Source organism: Streptomyces roseirectus, from assembly GCF_014489635.1.
In the GTDB taxonomy this organism is placed as follows: domain Bacteria; phylum Actinomycetota; class Actinomycetes; order Streptomycetales; family Streptomycetaceae; genus Streptomyces; species Streptomyces roseirectus.
In genome coordinates this window covers 46,329-69,028 of record NZ_CP060828.1, presented here as the reverse complement: position 1 = coordinate 69,028, position 22,700 = coordinate 46,329, and the positions used below count along the sequence as shown (strand labels likewise).

Genomic DNA, 22,700 nt, shown 5'->3' with positions numbered 1-22,700 from the left:
CGGAGAACCCGTGGCGAACGACGACAAGGTTGTTGACTACCTCAAGCGGGTGACCGCCGACCTCCAGCGCACCCGCACCCGGCTCAGCGAGCTGGAGGCCGACCGCCGGGAACCGGTGGCCATCGTCGCGATGGCCTGCCGCTTCCCCGGCGACGCGAACACCCCCGAGGCCCTGTGGGACCTGGTCAGGGCCGGCCGCGACGCCGTCGGACCCTTCCCCGAGGACCGCGGCTGGCGCACCGGCGCCCTCGCCGACGCCGGAGTCCGCCTCGAAGGCGGCTTCCTGCACGACGCGGGCGACTTCGACGCGGAGTTCTTCGGGATCTCCCCGCGCGAAGCCCTCGCCATGGACCCCCAGCAGCGCCTCCTCCTGGAGACCTCCTGGGAGGCCGTGCAGCGCGCCGGACTCGACCCGGCCGCCCTCAAGGGCACCGACGGCGGCGTCTTCGTCGGCCTCACCGACCAGAAGTACGGCCCGCACGGCGAGGCCGCCCTCGGCGAGGTCCGCGGCCACGTCCTCACCGGCACCACCAGCAGCGTCGCCTCCGGCCGCCTCTCCTACCACTACGGCCTCGAAGGGCCCGCGTTCACCGTCGACACCGCCTGCTCGTCGTCGCTGGTCGCCCTCCACCTCGCCACCCGCGCCCTGCGCGCCCGCGAATGCTCCCTCGCCCTCGTCGGCGGCGCCACCGTCATGGCCTCGCCGAGCCTGTACGAGGAGTTCCTGCTCCAGGGCGGCCTCGCGGGCGACGGCCGCTGCAAGTCGTTCGCCGACACCGCCGACGGCACCGGCTGGGGCGAGGGCGCGGGCGTCCTCGTGCTGTGCCGGCTCTCCGACGCCGTCCGCGAGGGCCGCCCCGTCCTCGCCGTGATCAAGGGGTCGGCCGTCAACCAGGACGGCGCCTCCAACGGGCTCACCGCGCCCAACGGGCCCTCGCAGGAGCGGGTCATCCGCGCCGCCCTCCAGGACGCCGGGCTCAGCCCCGGGCAGGTCGACGCCGTCGAGGCGCACGGCACCGGCACGCGGCTCGGTGACCCCGTCGAGGCGCAGGCCCTGCTCGCCACCTACGGGCAGGACCGCGAACTCCCGCTGTACCTGGGCTCGCTCAAGTCCAACATCGGCCACACGCAGGCCGCGTCCGGGCTCGGCGGGATCATCAAGACCGTCATGGCGCTGCGGGCCGGCGTCCTGCCGAAGACGCTGCACCTCCAGACCCCGACCGGCGAGGTCGACTGGAGCGCCGGGCACGTCGAACTCCTCACCGAGGAGCGCGCATGGCCGCACACCGGGCGCCCCCGCCGGGCCGGCGTGTCCTCGTTCGGCATCAGCGGCACCAACGCGCACGTCATCCTCGAACAGGCCCCGCCCGCCGAACCGGAACCCACCCCGCACGACGACACCCCGGCCACCACCCTCCTGCTCGGCGCCCGCACCCCCGAAGCCCTCCGCGACAGCGCCGCCCGCCTCCTCGACCACCTCACCCGCACGGACACCCCCGCCCCCGCGCTGGCCCGCGCCCTCGCCCCGGGCGCCGCCCGCTTCCGGCACCGCGCCGCCGTCACCGCCACCACCCCCGCCGAACTGCGCGCGGGCCTCGACGCCCTCGCCCAGGGCCGCCCCCACGCCCACGCCGTCCGCGCCGAAGCCGCCCCCGCCGGGAAACTCGCGTTCCTCTTCACCGGCCAGGGCGCCCAGCGCGCCCGCATGAGCCGCGACCTGTACGCCGCGCACCCCGTGTTCGCGGAAGCATTCGACGCCGTGCGTACCCGGCTCGACCCGCTGCTGGAACGCCCGCTGGAACAGGCGCTGGACTCCGACGACCTCCTCGCGCGCACCGCGCACACCCAGACCGCCCTGTTCGCCGTCGAGGTCGCCCTCTTCCGCCTCCTCGACCACTGGGGCCTCACCCCCGACCTGCTCCTCGGCCACTCCGTGGGCGAACTGGCCGCCGCCCATGTCGCCGGGGTGTTCTCCCTCGACGACGCCTGCGCGTTGGTCGCCGCCCGCGCGACCCTCATGCAGGCGCTGCCCGAGGGCGGCGCGATGCTCGCCGTGGAACTCCCCGAGACGGACGTGCCCGAACTGCTGGCGGCGGCCGGGACCGGCGGCACGCTCGCCGTGGCCGCCGTCAACGGGCCCCGCGCGACCGTCCTGTCCGGCCCCGCCGAGGCCGTCGACGCGACCGCCGCCCTGTGCGCGGAACGGGGCCTGCGCGTGCGCCGCCTCAAGGTCAGCCACGCCTTCCACTCACCGCTCATGCAGCCGATGCTCGCCGCGTTCCGCGAGACCGCCGCCCAGGTCACCTACCACGCCCCGGCGATCCCCGTCGTCTCCAACCTCACCGGGGCCATCGCGGGCGACGACCTCCTCACCCCCGACTACTGGGTGCGGCACGTCCGCGAGGCCGTCCGCTTCCACGACGGCGTGCGCACCCTGGCCGCCGAGGGCGTCACCGCCTGCCTGGAGGTCGGCCCCGGCGGCGCCCTCAGCGTCCTCGCCCGCGACTGCGTACCCGAGGGCGGCCCCGTCTGCGTGCCCGCGCTGCCCCGGGGCCGCACCGAACCGGCCGCCCTGCTCACCGCCCTCGCCACCCTGCACGTCCAGGGCGTCCCCGTCGACTGGACGGCCGTCCTCGGCACGGACCCTGACCCCTACCTGACGGCGACCCTGCCCACCTACCCCTTCCAGCGCGAGCGCTACTGGCTGCCCCCGACCCCGGGCTCCGTGAACCTCCTGCCCACCGCCGTACCGACGGCGAAACCCCGCCCCGCCACCGGCGCGAGCACCGTCGACCTGGACCTGGTGCGGGGCGTCGCCGCCGCCGTCCTCGGCCACGCGAGCGCCGACGCCGTCCCCGCCGACCGCTCCTTCAACGAACTCGGCTTCGACTCGCTGTCCGCCGTCCGCTTCCGCGACCTCCTCGCCGAGGAGACCGGCCGCACGCTGCCCGCGACGCTCGTCTTCGACCACCCGACCCCGCAGGCCGTCGTCGCCCACCTCGACGGCGACACCGGCCACCTGCCCGCGGCGGCCCGCGCGACGCTCCTCGACGAACCCCTCGCGGTCGTCGGCATGGCCTGCCGCTACCCCGGCGGCGTCACCGACCCCGACGCGCTGTGGCGGCTGCTCACCGACGGCACCGACGGCATCACCCCCTTCCCGCGCGACCGGGGCTGGGACACCGCCGCCCTGCGCCGTATCGACGCGCACGCGCCCCTGGCGGGCGGATTCCTGCACGACGCCGCCGACTTCGACGCCGCCTTCTTCGGGATCTCCCCGCGCGAAGCCCTCGCCATGGACCCCCAGCAGCGCCAGCTCCTGGAGACCGTCTGGGAGGCCCTGGAGAGCGCCGGACTCGACCCGGCCGCCCTGCGCGGCTCCCGCACCGGCGTCTTCGCCGGAACCGCGGGATCCGACTACGCCGCAGTGCTGGCCGCGTCCCCCGAGACCGAGGGCCACGTCATGACCGGCACCGCCGGCAGCGTCGTCTCCGGCCGCGTCTCCTACCTCCTCGGCCTCGAAGGCCCGGCCGTCTCCGTCGACACCGCCTGCTCCTCCTCCCTGGTCGCCCTGCACCTCGCCGGACAGGCCCTGCGGGCGGGGGAGTGCGACCTCGCCCTCGCGGGCGGCGTCACCGTCATGAACACCATGGGCGGCTTCCTGGAGTTCGCCCGCCAGGGCGGCCTCGCCGCCGACGGCCGCTGCAAGGCGTTCTCCGACGACGCCGACGGCACCGGCTGGTCGGAGGGCGTCGGCGTCCTCGTCGTCGAGCGGCTGTCGGACGCCCAGCGCCTCGGCCACGACATCCTGGCCGTCGTCCGGGGCTCCGCCGTCAACCAGGACGGCGCCTCCAACGGCCTCACCGCGCCCAGCGGCCCCGCCCAGCAGCGTGTCATCGCCCAGGCCCTCGCCAACGCCGGCCTTCGGCCCGACGAGGTCGACGCCGTCGAGGCCCACGGCACCGGCACCCGCCTCGGCGACCCCATCGAGGCGCAGGCCGTCCTCGCCACCTACGGACAGGGCCGCGAACACCCCCTGTACCTCGGCTCGTTGAAGTCCAACATCGGGCACAGCATGGCGGCGGCCGGCGTCGGCGGGGTCATCAAGACGATCCTCGCGCTGCGCGAAGGCGTCCTGCCCCGCACCCTGCACGCCGAACAGCCCACCCGGCAGGTCGACTGGACCTCGGGCGCCGTCGAACTCCTCACCGAGCAGCGGGACTGGCCGGACACCGGACGGCCCCGGCGGGCCGGCGTGTCGTCGTTCGGGATGAGTGGCACCAACGCCCACGTCGTCCTCGAACAAGCGCCGCAGACCCGCGTGGCCGACGTCCCGGACGAGGAACCGGCCCCGCGCCCCTGGGTGCTGTCCGCCCGCACCCCCGAGGCCCTGCGCGCCCAGGCCGCCCGCCTCGCCGCCCGCCTCGACACCACCACCGACTCCGCCACGGCCGTCGGCCGGGCCCTGCTGACCGGCCGGACCCTCTTCGAACACCGGGCCGTGGCCGTCGGCCGCGACCGGGACGAACTCCTCGACGCCGTCCGGGCACTGGCAGACGGCACGGCCACCGCGCCCGCCGTCACCACAGGCGCCGCCCGGTCCACGGGACGCGGACCGGTCTTCGTGTTCCCCGGCCAGGGCTCGCAGTGGGCCGGGATGGCCGTCGAACTTCTCGACACGAACGCGGTATTCGCCGCGCGGATGGCGGAGTGCGAGGCGGCCCTGTCGCCGCACGTCGACTGGTCGCTGACCGAAGTCCTGCGCCAGCAGGGCGAGTTGGAGCGCGTGGACGTCGTCCAGCCCGTCCTGTGGGCGGTGATGGTCTCCCTCGCCGAGCTGTGGCGCTCCTACGGCGTCGAACCCGCCGCCGTCGTCGGACACTCGCAGGGGGAGATCGCGGCGGCCGTCGTCGCCGGGGCGCTCACCCTGGCCGACGGCGCCCGCGTCGTCGCCCTGCGCTCGCAGGCCATCCTCGCGCTGTCCGGGCGCGGCGCGATGGTCTCCGTCCAGCTCTCCGCCGACGAGGCACGCACGCTGACGGCCGTCGCCGACGGACGGGTCGACATCGCCGCCGTCAACGGGCCCGCCTCCGTCGTCGTCGCCGGAGCGCCCGCCGACACCGAGGACGTCCTCGCCGAGGTCACCGCGCGCGGCGGCCGGGCCCGGCGCGTCGACGTGGACTACGCCTCGCACTCGGCGCACGTCGAGGAGATCAAGGGTGCGGTCGTGACCGCGCTGGAGGGGATCGAACCCCGGACCGCCGACGTGCCGTTCCACTCGACCGTCGAGGCCGGAGTGTTCGACACCGCCGGGCTCGACGCCGCGTACTGGTACCGCAACCTGCGCTCCACGGTCCGCCTCGAACCCACCGTCGCCGGCCTTCTCGCGGCGGGACACCATGTCTTCGTCGAGATCAGCCCCCACCCCGTCCTCACCTCCCCGCTCACCGAGACCGCCGAACACGCCGGCGCCGAACCCCTGGTCGTCGGCACCCTCCGCCGTGACGAGGGCGGCCCCGCCCGGATGCTCGCCTCCCTCGCCGAACTGCACGTCGGCGGCGTCCCCGTGGACTGGACACCCGCCTACCCGGACGGCCCGGCCACCCCGGTCGCCCTGCCGACCTACGCCTTCCAGCACACCCGGATCTGGCCCCGGACCCTCCCCACCGGGGCGGCCACGGACCCGGCGCACGACGACTTCTGGCGGGCCGTCGAGGCGCAGGACGCCGGCGCCCTCGCCACCGTCCTCGACCTCCCGGACGGCGACGCGCTGACCGCCGTGCTGCCCGCCCTGTCCACCTGGCGCCGCGCACGCCGCGAGCGTGACACGGTCGACGCCTGGCGCTACGCCGTCGACTGGCGCACCCTCGACACCCCCGCCGCCCCCGCGACCCTGCCGGGCACCTGGCTGATCGCCGTCCCGGAGACCACCGGGCTCACGGAGACCGCCGAGGCGGTGCGCGCACGCGCCGAACACGCGACCGTGCTGACCGTCTCGCCGCACGACACCCCCGACACGCTCGCCGCCCGGATCCGCGAGGCCGCGCCCACCGCCGTGCTCACGCTCACCGGCGCCGACACGACCCCGCACCCGCACAGCGCCGACGTCCCGACCGGCCTCGCGACGACCCTGGCCCTCTTCCAGGCCCTCGTGCGGGCCGGGACGACCGCCCCCCTGTGGTGCCTGACCCAGGGCGCGCAGGGCACCGCCGACGACGCCGGACCCACCGACCCCCTCCAGGCCGCCGTGTGGGCGCTGGGCCGCTGCGCCGCCGTCGAACTCCCGCACCTGTGGGGCGGGTTGATCGACCTGCCGACCACGCCGGACGCGGCGACCGTGGACCAGCTCCTCACCGCGCTCACCGGCCTCGCGGGCGAGGACCAGCTCGCCCTGCGCCCGGCCGGCGTCCTCGCCCGCCGCCTGATCCGCACCGGCCCGCCCGCGCACGGCAACCCCGGCTGGCGCGCCCAGGGCAGCACCGTCCTGGTCACCGGCGGCACCGGAGCCCTCGGCACCCACATCGCGCGCTGGCTCGCCGCCGACGGCGCCGCCCACCTGATCCTCCTCAGCCGCCGGGGCCCGCAGGCGCCGGGCGCCGCCGAACTCGCCGCCGAGATCGAGGCGACGGGCACGAAGGTCACCCTCGTCGCCTGCGACACCGGCGACCGCAGTGCCGTCGCCGACACCCTGAACACCCTCCAGCGCGACGGCGACCTGATCCAGGCCGTCGTCCACGCGGCCGGCGTCGGCGCAGGCGGGCCCGTCGCCACGGCGCCCTTCGACGACCTCGCGGCCGTCCTCGCCGCCAAGGTCACCGGCATCGACAACGTCGAAGCCGCCCTGGACCCCGCCCAGTTGGCCGCCGTCGTCTACTTCTCCTCGGTGACCGCCGTGTGGGGCGCCGCCGACCACGGCGCCTACGCCGCCGGCAACGCGGTCCTCGACGCCCGCGCCGAGCGCCGCAGCGCCGAGGGCGTCCCCACCCTCTCCGTCGCCTGGGGACCCTGGGCCGGCGGCGGCATGGTCTCCGAGACCATCTACGACCACCTGCGCCAGACCGGCCTGCCCGTCATCGAACCCGAGACGGCCGTCGCCGCCCTGCGCGCGGTCCTCGCCGACGGCGACGTCAGCGTCCTGCTCGCCGACGTCGACTGGCCCCGCTTCGCCGAGGTCTTCACCACCGGCAGGCCCAGCCGCCTCCTCGACGAACTCCCCGAGGCCCGCCCGCAGACCGACGACGAACAGGCGGCCGGGCCCGCCGCACCCGCCTCCGAACTGGCCCGCACCCTCGCCGCACTCGACCAGGGCGCCCGCACCCGCGCCCTGCGTGACCTGGTCCGCGAACACGCCGCCGGCGTCCTCGGCCACCCCGGCGCCGACGCCGTCGACCCCAAACGCGCCTTCCGCGACCTGGGCTTCGACTCGCTGACCGCTATCGACCTGCGCAACCGGCTGGCCGCCGCGACCGGCGTCCGACTGCCCTCCACCCTCGTCTTCGACCAGCCCACCGCGACCGCCCTCGCCGCCCACCTCGGCGAGAAGCTGTTCGGCGCGCAGGACCGCCCGGCACCCGTCCAGGTCCGCGCCGCCGACCGGGACGAACCCGTCGCCGTCGTCGCCATGGGCTGCCGCTTCCCCGGCGGCATCGGCTCCCCCGAGGAGCTGTGGCGGGCGGTCACCGAGGGCGCCGACCTCGTCAGCGGCTTCCCCGCCGACCGGGGCTGGCCCCTGCACCGCCTCCACGACCCCGAGGAGACCACCGCCGACTCCAGCTACGTCGACCAGGGCGGCTTCCTGCACGACGCGGCCCTCTTCGACGCCGGCTTCTTCGGGATCTCCCCGCGCGAGGCCCGCTCCATGGACCCGCAGCAGCGCCTCCTCCTGGAGACCACCTGGGAGGCCCTGGAACGCGCCGGGATCGCCCCGACGGCCCTGCGCGGCTCCCGCACCGGCGTCTACGTCGGCATCAGCGAACAGGGCCACACCGCACGGCTGCTGGACGCCGTCGACGACGTCGAGGGCTACTTCGCGACCGGCGCCGCCGCGAGCGTCGCCTCCGGCCGCATCTCCTACACCCTGGGCCTCGAAGGCCCCGCCGTGACCGTCGACACCGCCTGCTCCTCCTCCCTGGTCGCCCTGCACCTCGCCGCGCAGGCCCTGCGCGCGGGGGAGTGCGACCTCGCCCTCGCGGGCGGCGCGGCCGTCATGTCCGAGCCCGCCTCCTTCGTCGGGTTCAGCCGCCAGCAGGCGCTGGCCCGCGACGGCCGCAGCAAGGCGTTCGCGGCCGCCGCCGACGGGTTCGCGCTCGCCGAAGGGGCGGGCATGCTCGTCCTGGAACGCCTCTCCGACGCCCGCCGAGGCGGGCACCCGGTCCTCGCGGTCCTGCGCGGCTCAGCCGTCAACCAGGACGGCGCCTCCAACGGCCTCACCGCCCCCAACGGCCCCTCCCAGCAGCGCGTCATCCGCGACGCCCTCGCCGGCGCCGGCCTCGCCCCCGACGAGGTCGACGCCGTCGAGGCCCACGGCACCGGCACCAGGCTCGGCGACCCCATCGAGGCCCAAGCCCTCCTGGAGACCTACGGACAGGACCGCGAACGGCCCCTGCTGCTCGGCTCGCTCAAGTCCAACATCGGCCACACCCAGGCCGCCGCGGGCGTCGGCGGCGTCATCAAGACCGTCCTCGCCCTGCGCGCGGGCCTCCTCCCGAAGACCCTCCACGTCGACGCGCCCACCCCCGAGGTCGACTGGACCTCCGGCGCCGTCGAACTCCTCACCGAGAACCAGCCCTGGCCGGACACAGGCCGGCCCCGCCGCGCGGGCGTGTCCTCGTTCGGGATCAGCGGCACCAACGCCCACGTGATCCTGGAACAGGCCGACGACGAACCCGAGCCCCCGATCGGGCACGCACCCGACGGACCCGTGCCGGTCGTCCTGTCCGCCCAGGACGCCGACGCCCTGCGTGCCCAGGCCGCCCGCCTCGCCGAGCACACCGAGGCGACCCCCGCCGACCTCGCCCTCTCCCTCGCCCTCACCCGCGCCGTCCTGCCCACCGCGACCGTCCTCGCCGCCACCGACCCCGACGACCTCCACCACGCCCTCACCACCCTCGCCACCGACGGGCCGACCGTCACCGACACCCCGGCGGACGGCGGCCTCGCCCTCGTCTTCTCCGGCCAGGGCTCACAACGCGTCGGGATGGGGCGGGAGTTGTACGAGGCGTACGAGGTGTATGCCGCTGCGTTCGACGAAGTCTGCGCCGGGTTCGGTGAGTTGGCGCTGAAGGAGGCGGTGTTCGAAGGCAGTGAGGAGGAGTTGGCGGCGACCGGGCTCGCGCAGCCCGCGCTGTTCGCGGTCGAGGTCGCGCTGTACCGGCTCCTGGAGTCCTGGGGCATCCGTCCGGACGTCGTCCTCGGGCACTCGCTGGGCGAGTTGACGGCCGCGTACATCGCCGGGGTGTGGTCCCTCACAGACGCCTGCCGGGTCGTCGCCGCACGCGGCCGACTCATGCAGGCCCTGCCCTCGGGTGGCGTGATGCGGGCGGTCGAGGCCGAGGAGTCCGAGCTGACCGACACGCCCGGAGTGTGGCTCGCCGCTGTCAACGGCCCCCGTGCGCTGGTGCTTTCCGGCGAGGAGGTCGCGGTGAAGGAGGTCGCCGACGGCTTCGCAGCCCGGGGCCGCCGGGTCAAGCAGCTCAAGGTCAGTCACGCCTTCCACTCGGGCCTGATGGACCCGATGCTGGAGGAGTTCGGACGCGTCCTCGCCGAGGTGGCGTACGCCGAGCCGTCCATCCCGGTCGTCTCCAACGTCACCGGCGACCTCGCCGGACCCGAACTCGCCACCCCCGCCTACTGGTTGAACCACGTCAGCGCGCCCGTCCGGTTCGCCGACGGCATCCGGACCGCGCAGGCCCAGGACATCGCCACCGTCCTCGAAGCCGGCCCCGACGGCTCCCTGGTCTCCCTCGTCGCCGACACCGCCCCCGGCCTCCTCGCGCTGGGCGCGCTGCGGGCCGGGCGTGAGGAGACGCGGAGCCTCGCGGTCGCCGTCGGCCGGCTGCACGTACGCGGCGTCGGTGTCGACTGGCCCGCCCTCCTGCCCGGCGCCCGCCGCACCGAGCTGCCGACCTACGCCTTCCAGCGCGCCCCGTACTGGCTGGAGACCACCCGCCACGCCGACGCCCCCGACGCCCCCGAGCTGTACGCGCCGGAGTGGCGGCCCGTCGAGGCGCGCCCGGCGTCCGCCGCGCGCTGCGCGGTCGTCGGTGACCCCGAGGGGCGCGCCGGAGTCCTCGCGGCGGCCCTCGGCGCCGAGGTGTCGGCCGGGCCCGGACGCGTGCCGGACGACGCCGAGTTCGTCGTCCTCGCCCTGGAGGCCGCGCCCGACACCGCCGACCCGCAGGCCGTGCGCCGATCCGCGCACGAAGCCCTCGGGCTGCTGCAAGGTGCCCTCGGTGACGAGCGGTCCACTCCGGTCGTCGCGGTGACCGCGGGCGCGACCACCGGAGGCCCGGCCCGCGCCGTCGCCTGGGGACTGGCCCTGTCCGCGCAGGCCGAACACGCCGACCGGCTCCTGCTGATCGACCTCGACGACGACACCGCCGACGCCCCCCTGCTGGCGTCCGCGATCGCCACCGCGCACACCGAGGGCGAGCCCCAACTCGCCGTCCGCCGGGGCGAGGTGCACGCCCTGCGGCTCACCGTCGCCGAACCGCGGCCCGCCACGGACGCCCGCACGGAGGGGACCGTCCTCGTCACCGGCGCCACCGGCGAACTGGGCGCGCTCGTCGCCCGGCACCTCGCGACCGAGCACGGCGTACGGGACCTGCTGCTCGTCAGCCGCAGCGGCGCCGCCGCACCGGGTGCGGACGCCCTGGCCGCCGACCTGCAAGAGGCGGGCGCACGCCCGGTGTTCGCGGCCTGCGACGCCGGCGACCGGGACGCCCTCGCCGCGCTGATCGCCGCGATCCCCGGGGACCGGCCGCTCACCGGGGTCGTGCACACGGCCGGCGTCACCGACGACGGCGTCCTCACCTCGCTCACCCCCGAACGCGTCGACACCGTCCTGCGCGCCAAGTCGGACGCGGCCCACCACCTGCACGACCTCACGAAGGACCTGGACCTCGACCGGTTCGTGCTGTTCTCCTCCGCCGTCGGCACCCTCGGCGGCGCCGGGCAGGCCAACTACGCGGCGGCCAACGCCGCCCTGGACGCCCTCGCCCGCACCCGCCGCGCCGCCGGGCTGCCCGGCACCTCGCTGGCCTGGGGCCTGTGGGGGACCGGCGGCGGCATGGGCGCCCGCATCGGGGACCTCGACCGCCGGCGCATGGCCAAGGCGGGCGTCCTGCCCCTGGACGCCGCACAGGGCCTCGGCCTGTTCGACCGGGCGTGGGCGGCCCGGGACGCCGTCCTGCTGCCGATGCGCACCGACCGGACCGCGCTGCGGGCCCGCGCGGAGGCCGGCACCCTGCCCGCCGCACTGCGCGACCTCGTCCCCGCAGGCCCGGCGAGGACCCGCACGGCTCCCGAAACCGCCCCGCAGACCGGCCTCGCCGCGCTGCCGCCCGCCGAGCGCTCCCGCGCCCTGCTGGACCTGGTGCGCTCCCGCGCCGCCGCCGTCCTCGACCACGCGTCGGCCGACGGCATCGGGCCGGACCGCGCCTTCCGCGAGGTCGGCTTCGACTCGCTGACGGCCGTCGAACTGCGGGGCAGCCTCGCGGCGGCGACCGGGCTCGCGCTGCCCGCCGCGCTGGTCTTCGACCACCCGACACCCACCGCGCTCGCCGCCGAACTCGACCGGCGCCTGGGCGCCGGCACCGAACCGGCGCGCCCCGAACTGGCCGTCCTGATCGGCCAGCTGGAGGCGGCGTTCGCCGAGCTGGCGGGCGCCGACCCCGACCGGCCCCGGTACGCGGCCCGGCTGCGGGCCCTGGCCGGGACGGCCGCCACCGACCCGGTGTCCACGGACACCGACGTCGACACCAGGCTCGCCGACGCGTCGGACGACGAGCTACTGGACTTCATCCGCACGGAACTCGGCAAGGAGTGAACGGTTCGCATGGCTGAGGACAAGGAACTCCGCGACTACCTCAAGCAGGTCGCCGCGGAACTGCACCGCACGCGGGGACGCCTGGGCGAACTGGAGGCCGCGGCACGGGAACCGATCGCCGTCGTCGGCATGGCCTGCCGCTACCCCGGCGGGGTAGCGAGCCCCGACGACCTGTGGCGGCTCGTCACCGAGGGCCGCGACGCCGTCGCCGGCTTCCCCACCGACCGGGGCTGGGACATCGCCTCCCTCTACGATCCCGACCCGGACAAGGAGGGCGCCTGCTACGTCCGCGAGGGCGGCTTCCTCGACGACATCGCCTCCTTCGACGCCGCGTTCTTCGGCATCTCGCCCCGCGAGGCCCACTCCATGGACCCGCAGCAGCGCCTGCTCCTGGAGAGCTCCTGGGAGGCCCTGGAGCGGGCCGGGCTCGACACGCGTGCCCTCAAGGGCAGCCGCACCGGCGTCTTCGCGGGCGTCTCCCAGCAGGACTACGCGAACCTCCTGCACGCCACCGAGGGCGGCATCGACGGGCACGGCTCCACCGGCGTCTCCAACAGCGTGCTGTCCGGCCGCATCTCCTACGTCCTCGGCCTGGAGGGGCCGGCCGTCACGATCGACACCGCCTGCTCCTCCTCCCTGGTCGCCCTCCACCTCGCCGTGCGCTCCCTGCGCGCGGGGGAGTGCGACCTCGCCCTGGCCGGCGGCGTCACCGTCATGTCCACCCCCGACGTGCACGTCATGCTCTCCCGGCAGGGCTCCCTCGCCCCCGACGGCCGCTGCAAGGCGTTCGGCGCCGCGGCCGACGGCGCCGGCTGGAGCGAGGGCGCCGGCGTCCTCGTCGTGGAACGCCTCTCCGACGCCCGGCGCCTGGGCCACCCCGTGCTGGCGGTCGTGCGCGGCTCCGCCGTCAACCAGGACGGCGCCTCCAACGGGCTCAGCGCCCCCAACGGTCCCTCCCAGCAGCGCGTCATCCGCGACGCGCTGGCGGACGCCGGGCTCACCCCCGCCGACGTCGACGCCGTCGAGGCCCACGGCACCGGCACGAAACTCGGCGACCCGATCGAGGCGGACGCGCTGCTCGCGACCTACGGCGCCGCACGCCCCACCGGACGGCCCCTGTGGCTGGGTTCGCTCAAGTCCAACATCGGCCACACGCAGGCCGCCGCCGGGGTCGGCGGCATCATCAAGATGGTCCAGGCGATCCGGCACGGCAGCCTGCCCCGCACCCTGCACGCCGACGAGCCGACCCCGTTCGTCGACTGGTCCGCCGGGACCGTGCGCCTGCTGTCCGAGGCCCGCGACTGGTCCGACGAGAGCGCGCCCCGCCGGGCGGGGGTCTCCTCGTTCGGCGTCAGCGGCACCAACGCGCACGTCATCCTCGAACAGGCCCCCGCCGAGGACCCCGCTGAGGACCCCGCCCCCGACGCCGCCCCCGAAGGCGTGCTGCCCGTGCTCCTGTCCGCCAGGAGCACCGCCGCCCTGCGCGCCCAGGCCCGCCGCCTCGCCGACCACCTCACCGCGCACCCGGACCTGCCCGCCGGCGCGATCGCCCGCTCCCTCGCCCTCGGCCGCACCCCCCTCGACCAGCGCGCCGCCGTCCTCGCCGACAACCGGGCGAGCCTCCTCGCGGGGCTCGCCGCGCTCGCCGAGGGCCGCCCGCACGACACCCTCGCCGAAGGCGCCGCCGCCATGGGCCGCACCGCGTTCGTGCTGCCGGGACAGGGCTCCCAGTGGCTCGGCATGGCCCGCGAACTCCTCGACACCGAACCCGAGTTCGCCAAGCACGCCCACGCCTGCGCGGCGGCCGTGCGGGAACTCGTCGACTGGGACGTCCTGTCCGTCCTGCGGGGCGAGCCGGACGGCGTGGACGCCGACCGCATCGACGTCGTCCAGCCCGTCCTGTTCACCGTCATGGTCTCCCTCGCCCGCACCTGGGAGGCGTACGGCGTCACCCCCGACGCGGTCGTCGGCCACTCCCAGGGCGAGATCGCCGCCGCCCACCTGTGCGGCGCGCTCAGCCTCGAGGACGCCGTCCGCGTCGTCGTCCTGCGCAGCCGCGCCCTGCGCACGCTCACCGTCGACGGCGGCATGGCGTCCGTGCTGCTGCCCGAGGCCGAGGTCCGCGACCGGCTCGCGCCCTGGGCGGACCGGCTGTGGATCGCCGCCGTCAACGGGCCCGCCTCCGTCGCCCTGACCGGCGCGCCCGACGCCTGCGACGCGTTCGTGGCCGCCTGCGAGGCCGACGGCGTCCAGGCCCGCCGCATCCCCGGCGCCGCCAGCCCCGGCCACTCGCCCTACGTCGAGGTGCTGCGCGACCAGCTCCTCAAGGACCTCGCCGGACTGCGCCCGCGCAGTGGTGACGTGCCGTTCTACTCCACCGTCACCGGCGGCCTCCTCGACACCGCGCGCCTCGACGCCGCCTACTGGTGCCGCAACATGCGCGAACCCGTCCGCTTCGCCGACGCCGTAGCGGCCCTGCTCGCCGACGGGCACCGCCTGTTCGTCGAACCCAGCCCCCACCCCGTCCTCGTCACCTCCGTCCAGCAGTGCGTGGACGCCGACGGGCACGACGCCGCCGTCACCGGCACCCTGCGCCGCGGCGAGGGCGGCACCGCACGGCTGCGCACCGCCCTCGCCCAGGCGTGGACCGGCGGCGCCGACCCCGACTGGGCCCGCGTCCTCGCCGCCGTCCCGGCCCGCCCCGACACGCTGCCCGCCCTGCCCACCTACCCCTTCCAGCGCCGCCGCCACTGGCCCGAGGCCCGCCGCCGCACCACCGACGTCACCGGCGCGGGCGTGGGCGCCCTCGACCACCCCCTGCTGGGCGCGTTCGTCCGCCTCGCCGACGACGACGGCGCCGTCCTCACCGGCCGGATCTCCGCCGCCGACCACCCCTGGCTCGACGGGTACGCCCTCGGTGAGCGGCCCGTCCTGCCCGGCACCGCCTTCCTCGACCTCGCCGTGGCCGCCGGCGACCCCTTCGGCCACGGCCGCGTCGAGGAACTCACCCTCCACGCCCCCCTGATCCTGCCCCCGGACAGCCCCGTCGCCCTCCAGATCAGGGTCGGCGCCGCCCTCGGCGGCCGGCGCACCTTCACCGTCCACTCCACCACCGCCGCCCCCGACACGGACGCCCCCTGGCTCCTGCACGCCTCCGGCACCCTCGTCCCCGAGACGGCCACCCAGCCCCCCGCCCTCACCGCCTGGCCCCCGCCCGCCGAACCGGCCGACATCGCCGCGCTGTACGACGGCCTCGCCGCCGCCGGCTTCTCCTACGGCCCCCAGCGCCGCCTGCTCACCGCCCTGTGGCGCACCCCCACCGAGGTCCACGCCGAAGTCGCCCTCCCGCCCGCGCAGAGCGCCGAAGCCGCCCGCTTCGCCCTCCACCCCGCCCTCACCGAAGCCGCCCTGCACGCCCTCCAGGCCCTCGACGGCGACCCGGCCGTCCCCTTCTCCTGGAGCGGCGTCGAACTCCACGCGACTGGCGCGACCCGCCTGCGCGTCCGCCTCACCCGCACCGGACCCGCCACCCTCGCCGTCCTGCTCACCGACGCCACCGGAGCCCCCGTCGCCACCGCCGACGCCCTGCTCCTGCGCCCCGTCGACCCGGCCGCCCTCCTCACCGGCACCCCGCCCCCCGACCGCCTCGACCGCGCCGCCCCCACCCCCGCGCCCCGCCCGCGCCGCACGGCGGCCGCGACCGCCCCCGGCGACGACACCGGCACCCTGCGCGGCCGCCTCCTGCCGCTGACCGCGACCGAACGCGACGGCGTCCTGCTGCGCCTGGTCCGCGACACCGCCGCGACCGCCCTCGGCCACGACGACACCGACGCCGTGCAGTCGCAGCGCCCGTTCAAGGAACTCGGCTTCGACTCCCTCACCTCCGTCGACTTCCGCAACCGGCTCGCCACCGCGACCGGACTGCGCCTGCCCGTCTCCCTCGTCTTCGACCACCCCTCACCCCGCCAGCTCGTGCGCGCCCTGTACGCGCAACTGTTCCCCGCCGAGGAGACGGCCGCCCAGACGCCCGCACCCGCGCGCGCCCGCCGCCGCAGCGCCGTCGACGAACCGATCGCGATCGTCGGCATGGCCTGCCGCTACCCCGGCGGCGTCGAGAGCCCCGAGGACCTGTGGGACATGCTCGCCGAGGGCCGCGAAGGCATCAGCGGACTGCCCCGCGACCGGGGCTGGCGCCCGCAGGAGACGGCACGCGGCGGCTTCCTCGACGACGTCGCCGGCTTCGACGCCGCGTTCTTCGGCATCACCCCGCGCGAAGCCCTCACCATGGACCCCCAGCAGCGCCTCCTCCTGGAGACCTCCTGGGAGGCCGTCGAGCGCGCCGGCATCGACCCGGCCGCCCTGCGCGGCTCCCGCACCGGCGTCTACGTCGGCGCCGCCGGACTCGGCTACGCCACCCTCTTCCCGCCGGGCTCCGAACAGCTCGCCGGCTACACCGTCACCGGCAGCGCCACCAGCGTCATCACCGGCCGCGTCGCCTACGTCCTCGGCCTCGAAGGCCCGGCTGTCACCGTCGACACCGCCTGCTCCTCCTCCCTCGTCGCCCTGCACGACGCCACGAACGCGCTGCGCCGGGGCGAGATCGACCTCGCGCTGACCGGCGGCGTGTGCGTCATGCCGGACGCCGCCCTCTTCGCCGACTTCGGCCGCCAAGGGGGCCTCGCCCCCGACGGCCGCTGCAAGGCGTTCGCCGACTCCGCCGACGGCATCGGCTGGTCGGAGGGCGTCGGCGTCCTCCTCGTCGAGCGCCTGTCCGACGCCCGCCGCAACGGACACCGGGTCCTCGCGGTCGTGCGCGGGTCGGCGATCAACCAGGACGGCGCCTCCAACGGGCTCACCGCACCCAACGGCCTCGCCCAACAGCGCGTCATCCAGGACGCGTTGGCGGACGCCGGGCTCGCCCCGGGCGACGTCGACGCCGTCGAGGCCCACGGCACCGGCACGAAACTCGGCGACCCGATCGAGGCCCACGCGCTCCTCGCCACCTACGGCCAGGACCGCGAACGCCCCCTGTACCTCGGCTCGTTGAAGTCCAACATCGGACACACCATGTCGGCGGCAGGAGTCGGCGGCATCATCAAGACCGTCCTCGCCCTCGGACGCGCCCAGCTCCCCAAGACCCTGCACGCCGGCGAACCCTCCACGGCGATCGACTGGGACCAGGGAGGCGTCGAACTCCTCACCGAGGCCCAGCCGTGGCCCGACACCGGCCGGCCCCGCCGCGCGGGCGTCTCCTCCTTCGGGATCAGCGGCACCAACGCCCACGTCCTGCTGGAACAGGCCCCCGACCAGCCCGAACAGACCCCGGCCGACACCGGAGAGCCCCGCCCGCTCCTGCTCTCCGCGCACGACGACGCCGCCCTGCGCGCCCACGCCGTCCGCCTCCTGGACCGCCTCCACACCGACCCCGGCCTGACCGCCACCGACCTCGCCCACTCCCTCGCCACCACCCGCGCCGCCCTCGACGTCCGCGCGGCGGCCGTCGTCCACGACCGCACGGAAGCCGAGACCGCCCTCGCCGCGCTCGCCGCCGGCGACCTGCCCGCCGGACTCCTGCGCGACACCGCCCGCGACGGCGCACTCGCCGTCCTGTTCACCGGCCAGGGTGCCCAGCACCCCGGCATGGGCCGCGACCTGTACGCCGCGCACCCCGTGTTCGCGCAGACCCTCGACGCGGTCTCCCGCCACCTCGACCCCTTGCTGCCCCGCCCCCTCACGGAGGTGATGTTCGCGGACGACGACGGCGACCTGCACCGCACCGAGTTCACCCAGCCCGCCCTGTTCGCCTTCGAGACCGCCCTCTACCGCCTCCTGGAGAGCTGGGGTGTGCGCCCCGCGTTCCTCCTGGGCCACTCCGTCGGCGAGATCACCGCCGCCCACGTCGCCGGGGTGCTCTCCCTGCCCGACGCCTGCACCCTGATCGCCGCCCGCGGCAGACTCATGCAGCACCTCCCCGCAGGCGGCGGCATGCTGGCCGTCTCCGTCGACGAGGAACAGGCCCTGACCGTCCTCGACGGCCGCACGGACGTCTCCGTCGCCGCCGTCAACGCCCCCGGCTCCGTGGTCCTCTCCGGCCCCGCCGAAGAACTGGCCGCCCTGCGCGAGCGGTTCACCGCCGACGGCGCCCGCACGCGCGTCCTGACCGTCAGCCACGCCTTCCACTCACCCCTCATGGAACCCGTGCTGGAGGAGTTCGCGGACGTCGTCGCCGGCCTCGACCTGCGGGCACCGAGCATCCCCGTCGTCTCCAACCTGACCGGCGTCCCGCTCACCGCCGAGCAGGCGTGCGACCCGCGCTACTGGGTCCGGCACGTCCGCGAGGCCGTCCGCTTCGCCGACGGGGTGCGCCACCTCGCCGCCGAGGGCGTGACCGTGCTGCTGGAGGCGGGCCCCGACGGCGCCCTCACCGGCATGGCGCAGAGCTGCGCCGACACCGTCACCTGCGTCCCCGCCCAGCGCCGCGACACCCCCCAGAGCGCGACGCTCGCCGAGGCCGTCGCCCGTATCCACCTCGCCGGCCACCCGATCGACCGCGCCGCCCTGTTCGCCGGGTCCGGCGCCCGCACCGTCACCCTGCCCACCTACCCCTTCCAGCGCGCCCGCTACTGGCCCGACCCCCGCCCGGCCGGCGGCGGCGACCTGGCCTCCCTCGGCCTCGACGCCGCCGCCCACCCCCTGCTGGGCGCCCGCGTCACCACGGCCGACGGCCACACCCTGCTCACCGGCGAACTCTCCACGGCCGCCCACCCCTGGCTCACGGACCACGCCGTCCTGGAGACCCCCCTCTTCCCCGGCACCGGGTTCGTGGAACTCGCCCTGTGGGCGGGCGCCCTGCACGGCTGCCACCACCTCGACGAACTCACCCTCGCCGCCCCGCTCCCCGTCCCCGACGACCAGCCCGTGCGGATCCAGGTCGCCGTCGGCCCCGAGGAGGCGGGCGCCCGCACGGTCACCGTCCACTCCCGCACCGACGACGACGGCCCCTGGACCGCGCACGCCGAAGGCACCCTCCTCACCGAACCGCACACCCAGGCCCCGGCGCCCCTCGCCTGGCCGCCGGCCGACGCCGAACCCGTCGACCTGACCACCTACTACACCGACCTCGTCGCCCACGGCTTCACCTACGGCCCCGCCTTCCAGGGCCTGACGGCGGCCTGGCGGCGCGGCCCCGAGGTGTTCGCCGAGGTCCGCCTGCCCGAACCGGCCGGCACCGGCTTCGCCGTCCACCCCGCACTCCTGGACGCCGCCATGCACGCCCTCGGCTTCCGCCCCGCCGCCACCTCCGCCGACGGCCCGCTGCTGCCGTTCGCCTGGCGCGGCGTCACCCGCCACGCCCAGGACGCCACCGCCCTGCGCGTCCACATCCGTGACGAGGCCGAGGACAAGGTGTCCGCCGACCTCACCGACACCGACGGCCGGCCCGTCCTCACCGTCGCCGCCCTGCGCATGCGCGCCACCTCCGGCGCCCAGCTCGACACCGTCCGGCTGCGCCCCGAGTGGCTGCTGCGGACCGAGTGGACCCCCCTCGCCGAGCACCCCGCCCAGGCGGGCCCCCTGCGCGGCCGGATCGCCGTCCTCGGCGAACCCGCCCCCGACCTCGCCGGGCTGCTGGGCGACGACACCGAACACCTCGCCGACCTCGACGCGCTGCGCGCCCTCGCCACCCCGCCCGCCCTCGCCGTCGTCCCCGTCACCCCGGCAGCGCCCACCGCCGCCGCGACCCGCGACGCCGTCCACCGCACCCTCGCCCTCCTCCAGACGTGGGCCGGGGAACCGGGTCTCGCGGGGACGCAACTGGTGCTGTGCACGTCGGGCGCGGTCGGTGACGGCGCCGACCCGGCGGGCGCCGCCCTGTGGGGGCTCGCCCGCTCCGCGCAGCTGGAGAACCCCGGCAGCGTCCTGCTCGTCGACCACCTCCCGGGCGCCGGCCTCGACCTGCGCACGGCGCTCGGCAGGGCCGTCGCGCTCGGCGAGGACCAGATCGCCCTGCGCGACGGACAGCTCCTCGTCCCGCGCCTGGCCCGGCTCCCGCAGGCCGAGACCGCCCCCGACCCGCTGTGGCCCACCGCCGGCACTGTCCTGATCACCGGCGCGAGCGGCACCCTCGGCCGCCTCGTCGCCCGCCACCTCGTCACCCGGCACGGCGTGCGCGACCTGCTCCTCGTCTCCCGGCGCGGCGCCGACGCCCCCGGCACCGACGACCTCCTCGCCGACCTCCGCGCCCAGGGCGCCACCGTGCGGGCCGCCGCCTGCGACACCACCGACCGGGACGCCCTCGCCGCGCTCCTGGACACCGTCGACGACCTGCGGGCCGTCGTCCACACCGCCGGAGCCGTCGCCGACGCCACCCTCACCGCCCTCACCCAGGGCCACGTCGACACCGTCCTCCCCGTCAAGACCGACGCCCTGGAACACCTCGACGCCCTCACCACGGGCCTCGACCGGTTCGTCGTGTTCACCTCCCTCGCCGGCGTCATGGGCGGCGCCGGGCAGGCCAACTACGCGGCGGCCAACGCCTTCGCGGACGCCCTGTGCGCCCGCCGCGCCGCCCAGGGCCGGCCCGCGACCGCCCTCGCCTGGGGCCCCTGGCAGCGCGGCGACGGCATGACGGCGAACGTCAGCGACAGCGACCTCGCCCGCATCGCCCGCATCGGCCTGCGCCAGCTCGACGCCCGCGAGGGCATGGCCCTGATGGACGCCGCCGTCGCCACCGGCGCCCCCGCCACCGTCCCCGTCCGCCTCGACGTCTCCGTCCTCGACGCCGACGCCCCCACCACCCCCGTCCTCCTGCGCGCCCTCGCCCCCCGCACCACCACCGGGCCCGCCCCGACCGCCGGGGGACTGCGCGAACGGCTGCTGCCGCTGTCCGACGACGACCGCGCCACCGCTCTCACCGACCTCGTCCGCGCCGAGACGGCCACCGCCGCCGGCCTCGCCGCGGGCAGCGCCGTACCGCCCGGAAAGCCCTTCCAGAGCCTCGGGTTCGACTCCCTCATGTCCGTCGACCTGCGCAACCGGCTCTCCGCCCTCACCGGCCTGCGCCTGCCCGCCACCCTCGTCTTCGACCACCCCACCCCCGGCGACGTCGCCGACCACCTCTTCCAGGAACTCGACCTCGCCTCCACCCAGGCCCCCGACCCGGCCGCCCTCGCCCTGGAATCCCTGGAAACGGCCCTGCGCACCACCCCCGACGGCGACCCCGCCCGCACCGCCCTGCTCGCGGCCCGGCTGCGCGCCCTGCTCACCCGCCTCGAAACCCCCGCCGACCCCACCACCGACGGCGACCTGGACGGCGACGACGACCTCGACGGCGCCAGCACCGCCGAACTCCTCAGCCTCATCGGCGACGAATTCGGCATCCGCTGACCCACCCCCCACACCCCGGAACACGCACGGAGCACCCCATGCCCCTGGAGATGGAAACCCCCCTGCCCTACCAGCGCGACCAGCGCTGCCCCTACGACCCCAGCCCGGCCCTGCGCCACGCCCAGCGCGAGGAACCCGTCACCCGCTACCGGATGGCCGACGGCCGCGACATCTGGGTCGTCACCCGCTACGACGACGTCCGCGACGTCCTCACCGACGACCGCCTCAGCAGCGCCCTCACCCCCCTCACCCTCATGGTCCCCGGCGTCGACGACACCGGCCTGGAGATCTCCCCGGGCAGTTTCGTCAACATGGACCCGCCCCACCACACCCGCCTGCGCCGCACCGTCGCCGGCGGCTTCACCGCCCGCCGCATGCGCGAACTCACCCCCCGCCTGGAACAGATCGCCGAGACCTGCCTCGACGACCTCGAACGCAAGGGCCCCGGCACCGACTTCCTCACCGCCTTCGCCAACCCGTTCCCGCTGCTCGCGATCTGCGAACTCCTCGGCCTCACCGACGACCAGCGCGCCGACTACCTCGCCCTCACCGAACGCGCCCCCGGCCTCGCCGCGACCGAGGAGGAAGCCCTCTCCCTCGTCGCCGACGCCCACCGCTTCATGTCCGACGTCGTCACCGCCCAACGCGCCCACCCCGGCGACGGCATGATCGGCATGCTCGCCCGCGACCACGGCGACGACCTCACCGACGCCGAGATCGTCGGCATCGCCAACATGCACCTCACCGCCGGCTACGACACCGTCGCCGCCACCCTCGGCCTCGGCCTCCTCGCCCTCCTCGACCACCCCGACCAGTTCGCCCTCCTGCGCGACGACCCGGCCGTCCTCGACACCGCCGTCGACGAACTCATGCGCTACCTCAGCGTCATCTCCGCCACCGGCGGACGCACCGCCACCGAGGACATCGAACTGCGCGGCGTCACCATCAAGAAGGGCGAGTACGTCGTCCCCGCCCTCGCCGCCGCCAACCGCGACCCCGACCACTTCCCCGACCCCGACCGCCTTGACCTGACCCGCCCGCAGAGTCAGCAGGTCGGCTTCGGACACGGCCTGCACCGCTGCCCCGGCGCCGCGATGACCCTCATCGAGATGAAGGTCGGCTTCACCGCCCTGCTGCGCCGCTTCCCCACGATCCGCCTCGCCGTCCCCCGCGAGGAGATCGCCTTCCGCGGCTACAACATGGTCCACGGCGCCCTCGCGATCCCCGTGGCCTGGTGACCCGCCACCCCTAGCGCCCCCGCCCCCACCCC

At 76.2% G+C, this 22,700-nt stretch carries 3 protein-coding genes; all 3 read left to right on the top strand.

What is annotated here, in order from left to right:
- The first annotated feature begins 10 nt into the window (after positions 1-10).
- Genes IAG44_RS00095 through IAG44_RS00085 form a run of 3 tightly spaced genes read left to right on the top strand, consistent with a single transcriptional unit; the run spans position 11 to position 22,668 of the window.
- Positions 11-12,046: a type I polyketide synthase gene (locus IAG44_RS00095; protein WP_187745076.1), complete on the top strand. Its 12,036-nt coding sequence runs from the start codon at positions 11-13 to the stop codon at positions 12,044-12,046.
- Positions 12,047-12,055: 9 nt separating this feature from the next.
- Positions 12,056-21,430, top strand: coding sequence for a type I polyketide synthase (locus IAG44_RS00090; RefSeq protein WP_187745075.1), 9,375 nt, complete (start codon positions 12,056-12,058; stop codon positions 21,428-21,430).
- Between the two features lie 38 nt (positions 21,431-21,468).
- The gene (locus IAG44_RS00085) at positions 21,469-22,668 is read left to right on the top strand and encodes a cytochrome P450 (RefSeq protein WP_187745074.1); all 1,200 of its coding nucleotides are present in this window, start codon (positions 21,469-21,471) and stop codon (positions 22,666-22,668) included.
- The last annotated feature ends 32 nt before the right edge of the window (positions 22,669-22,700 follow it).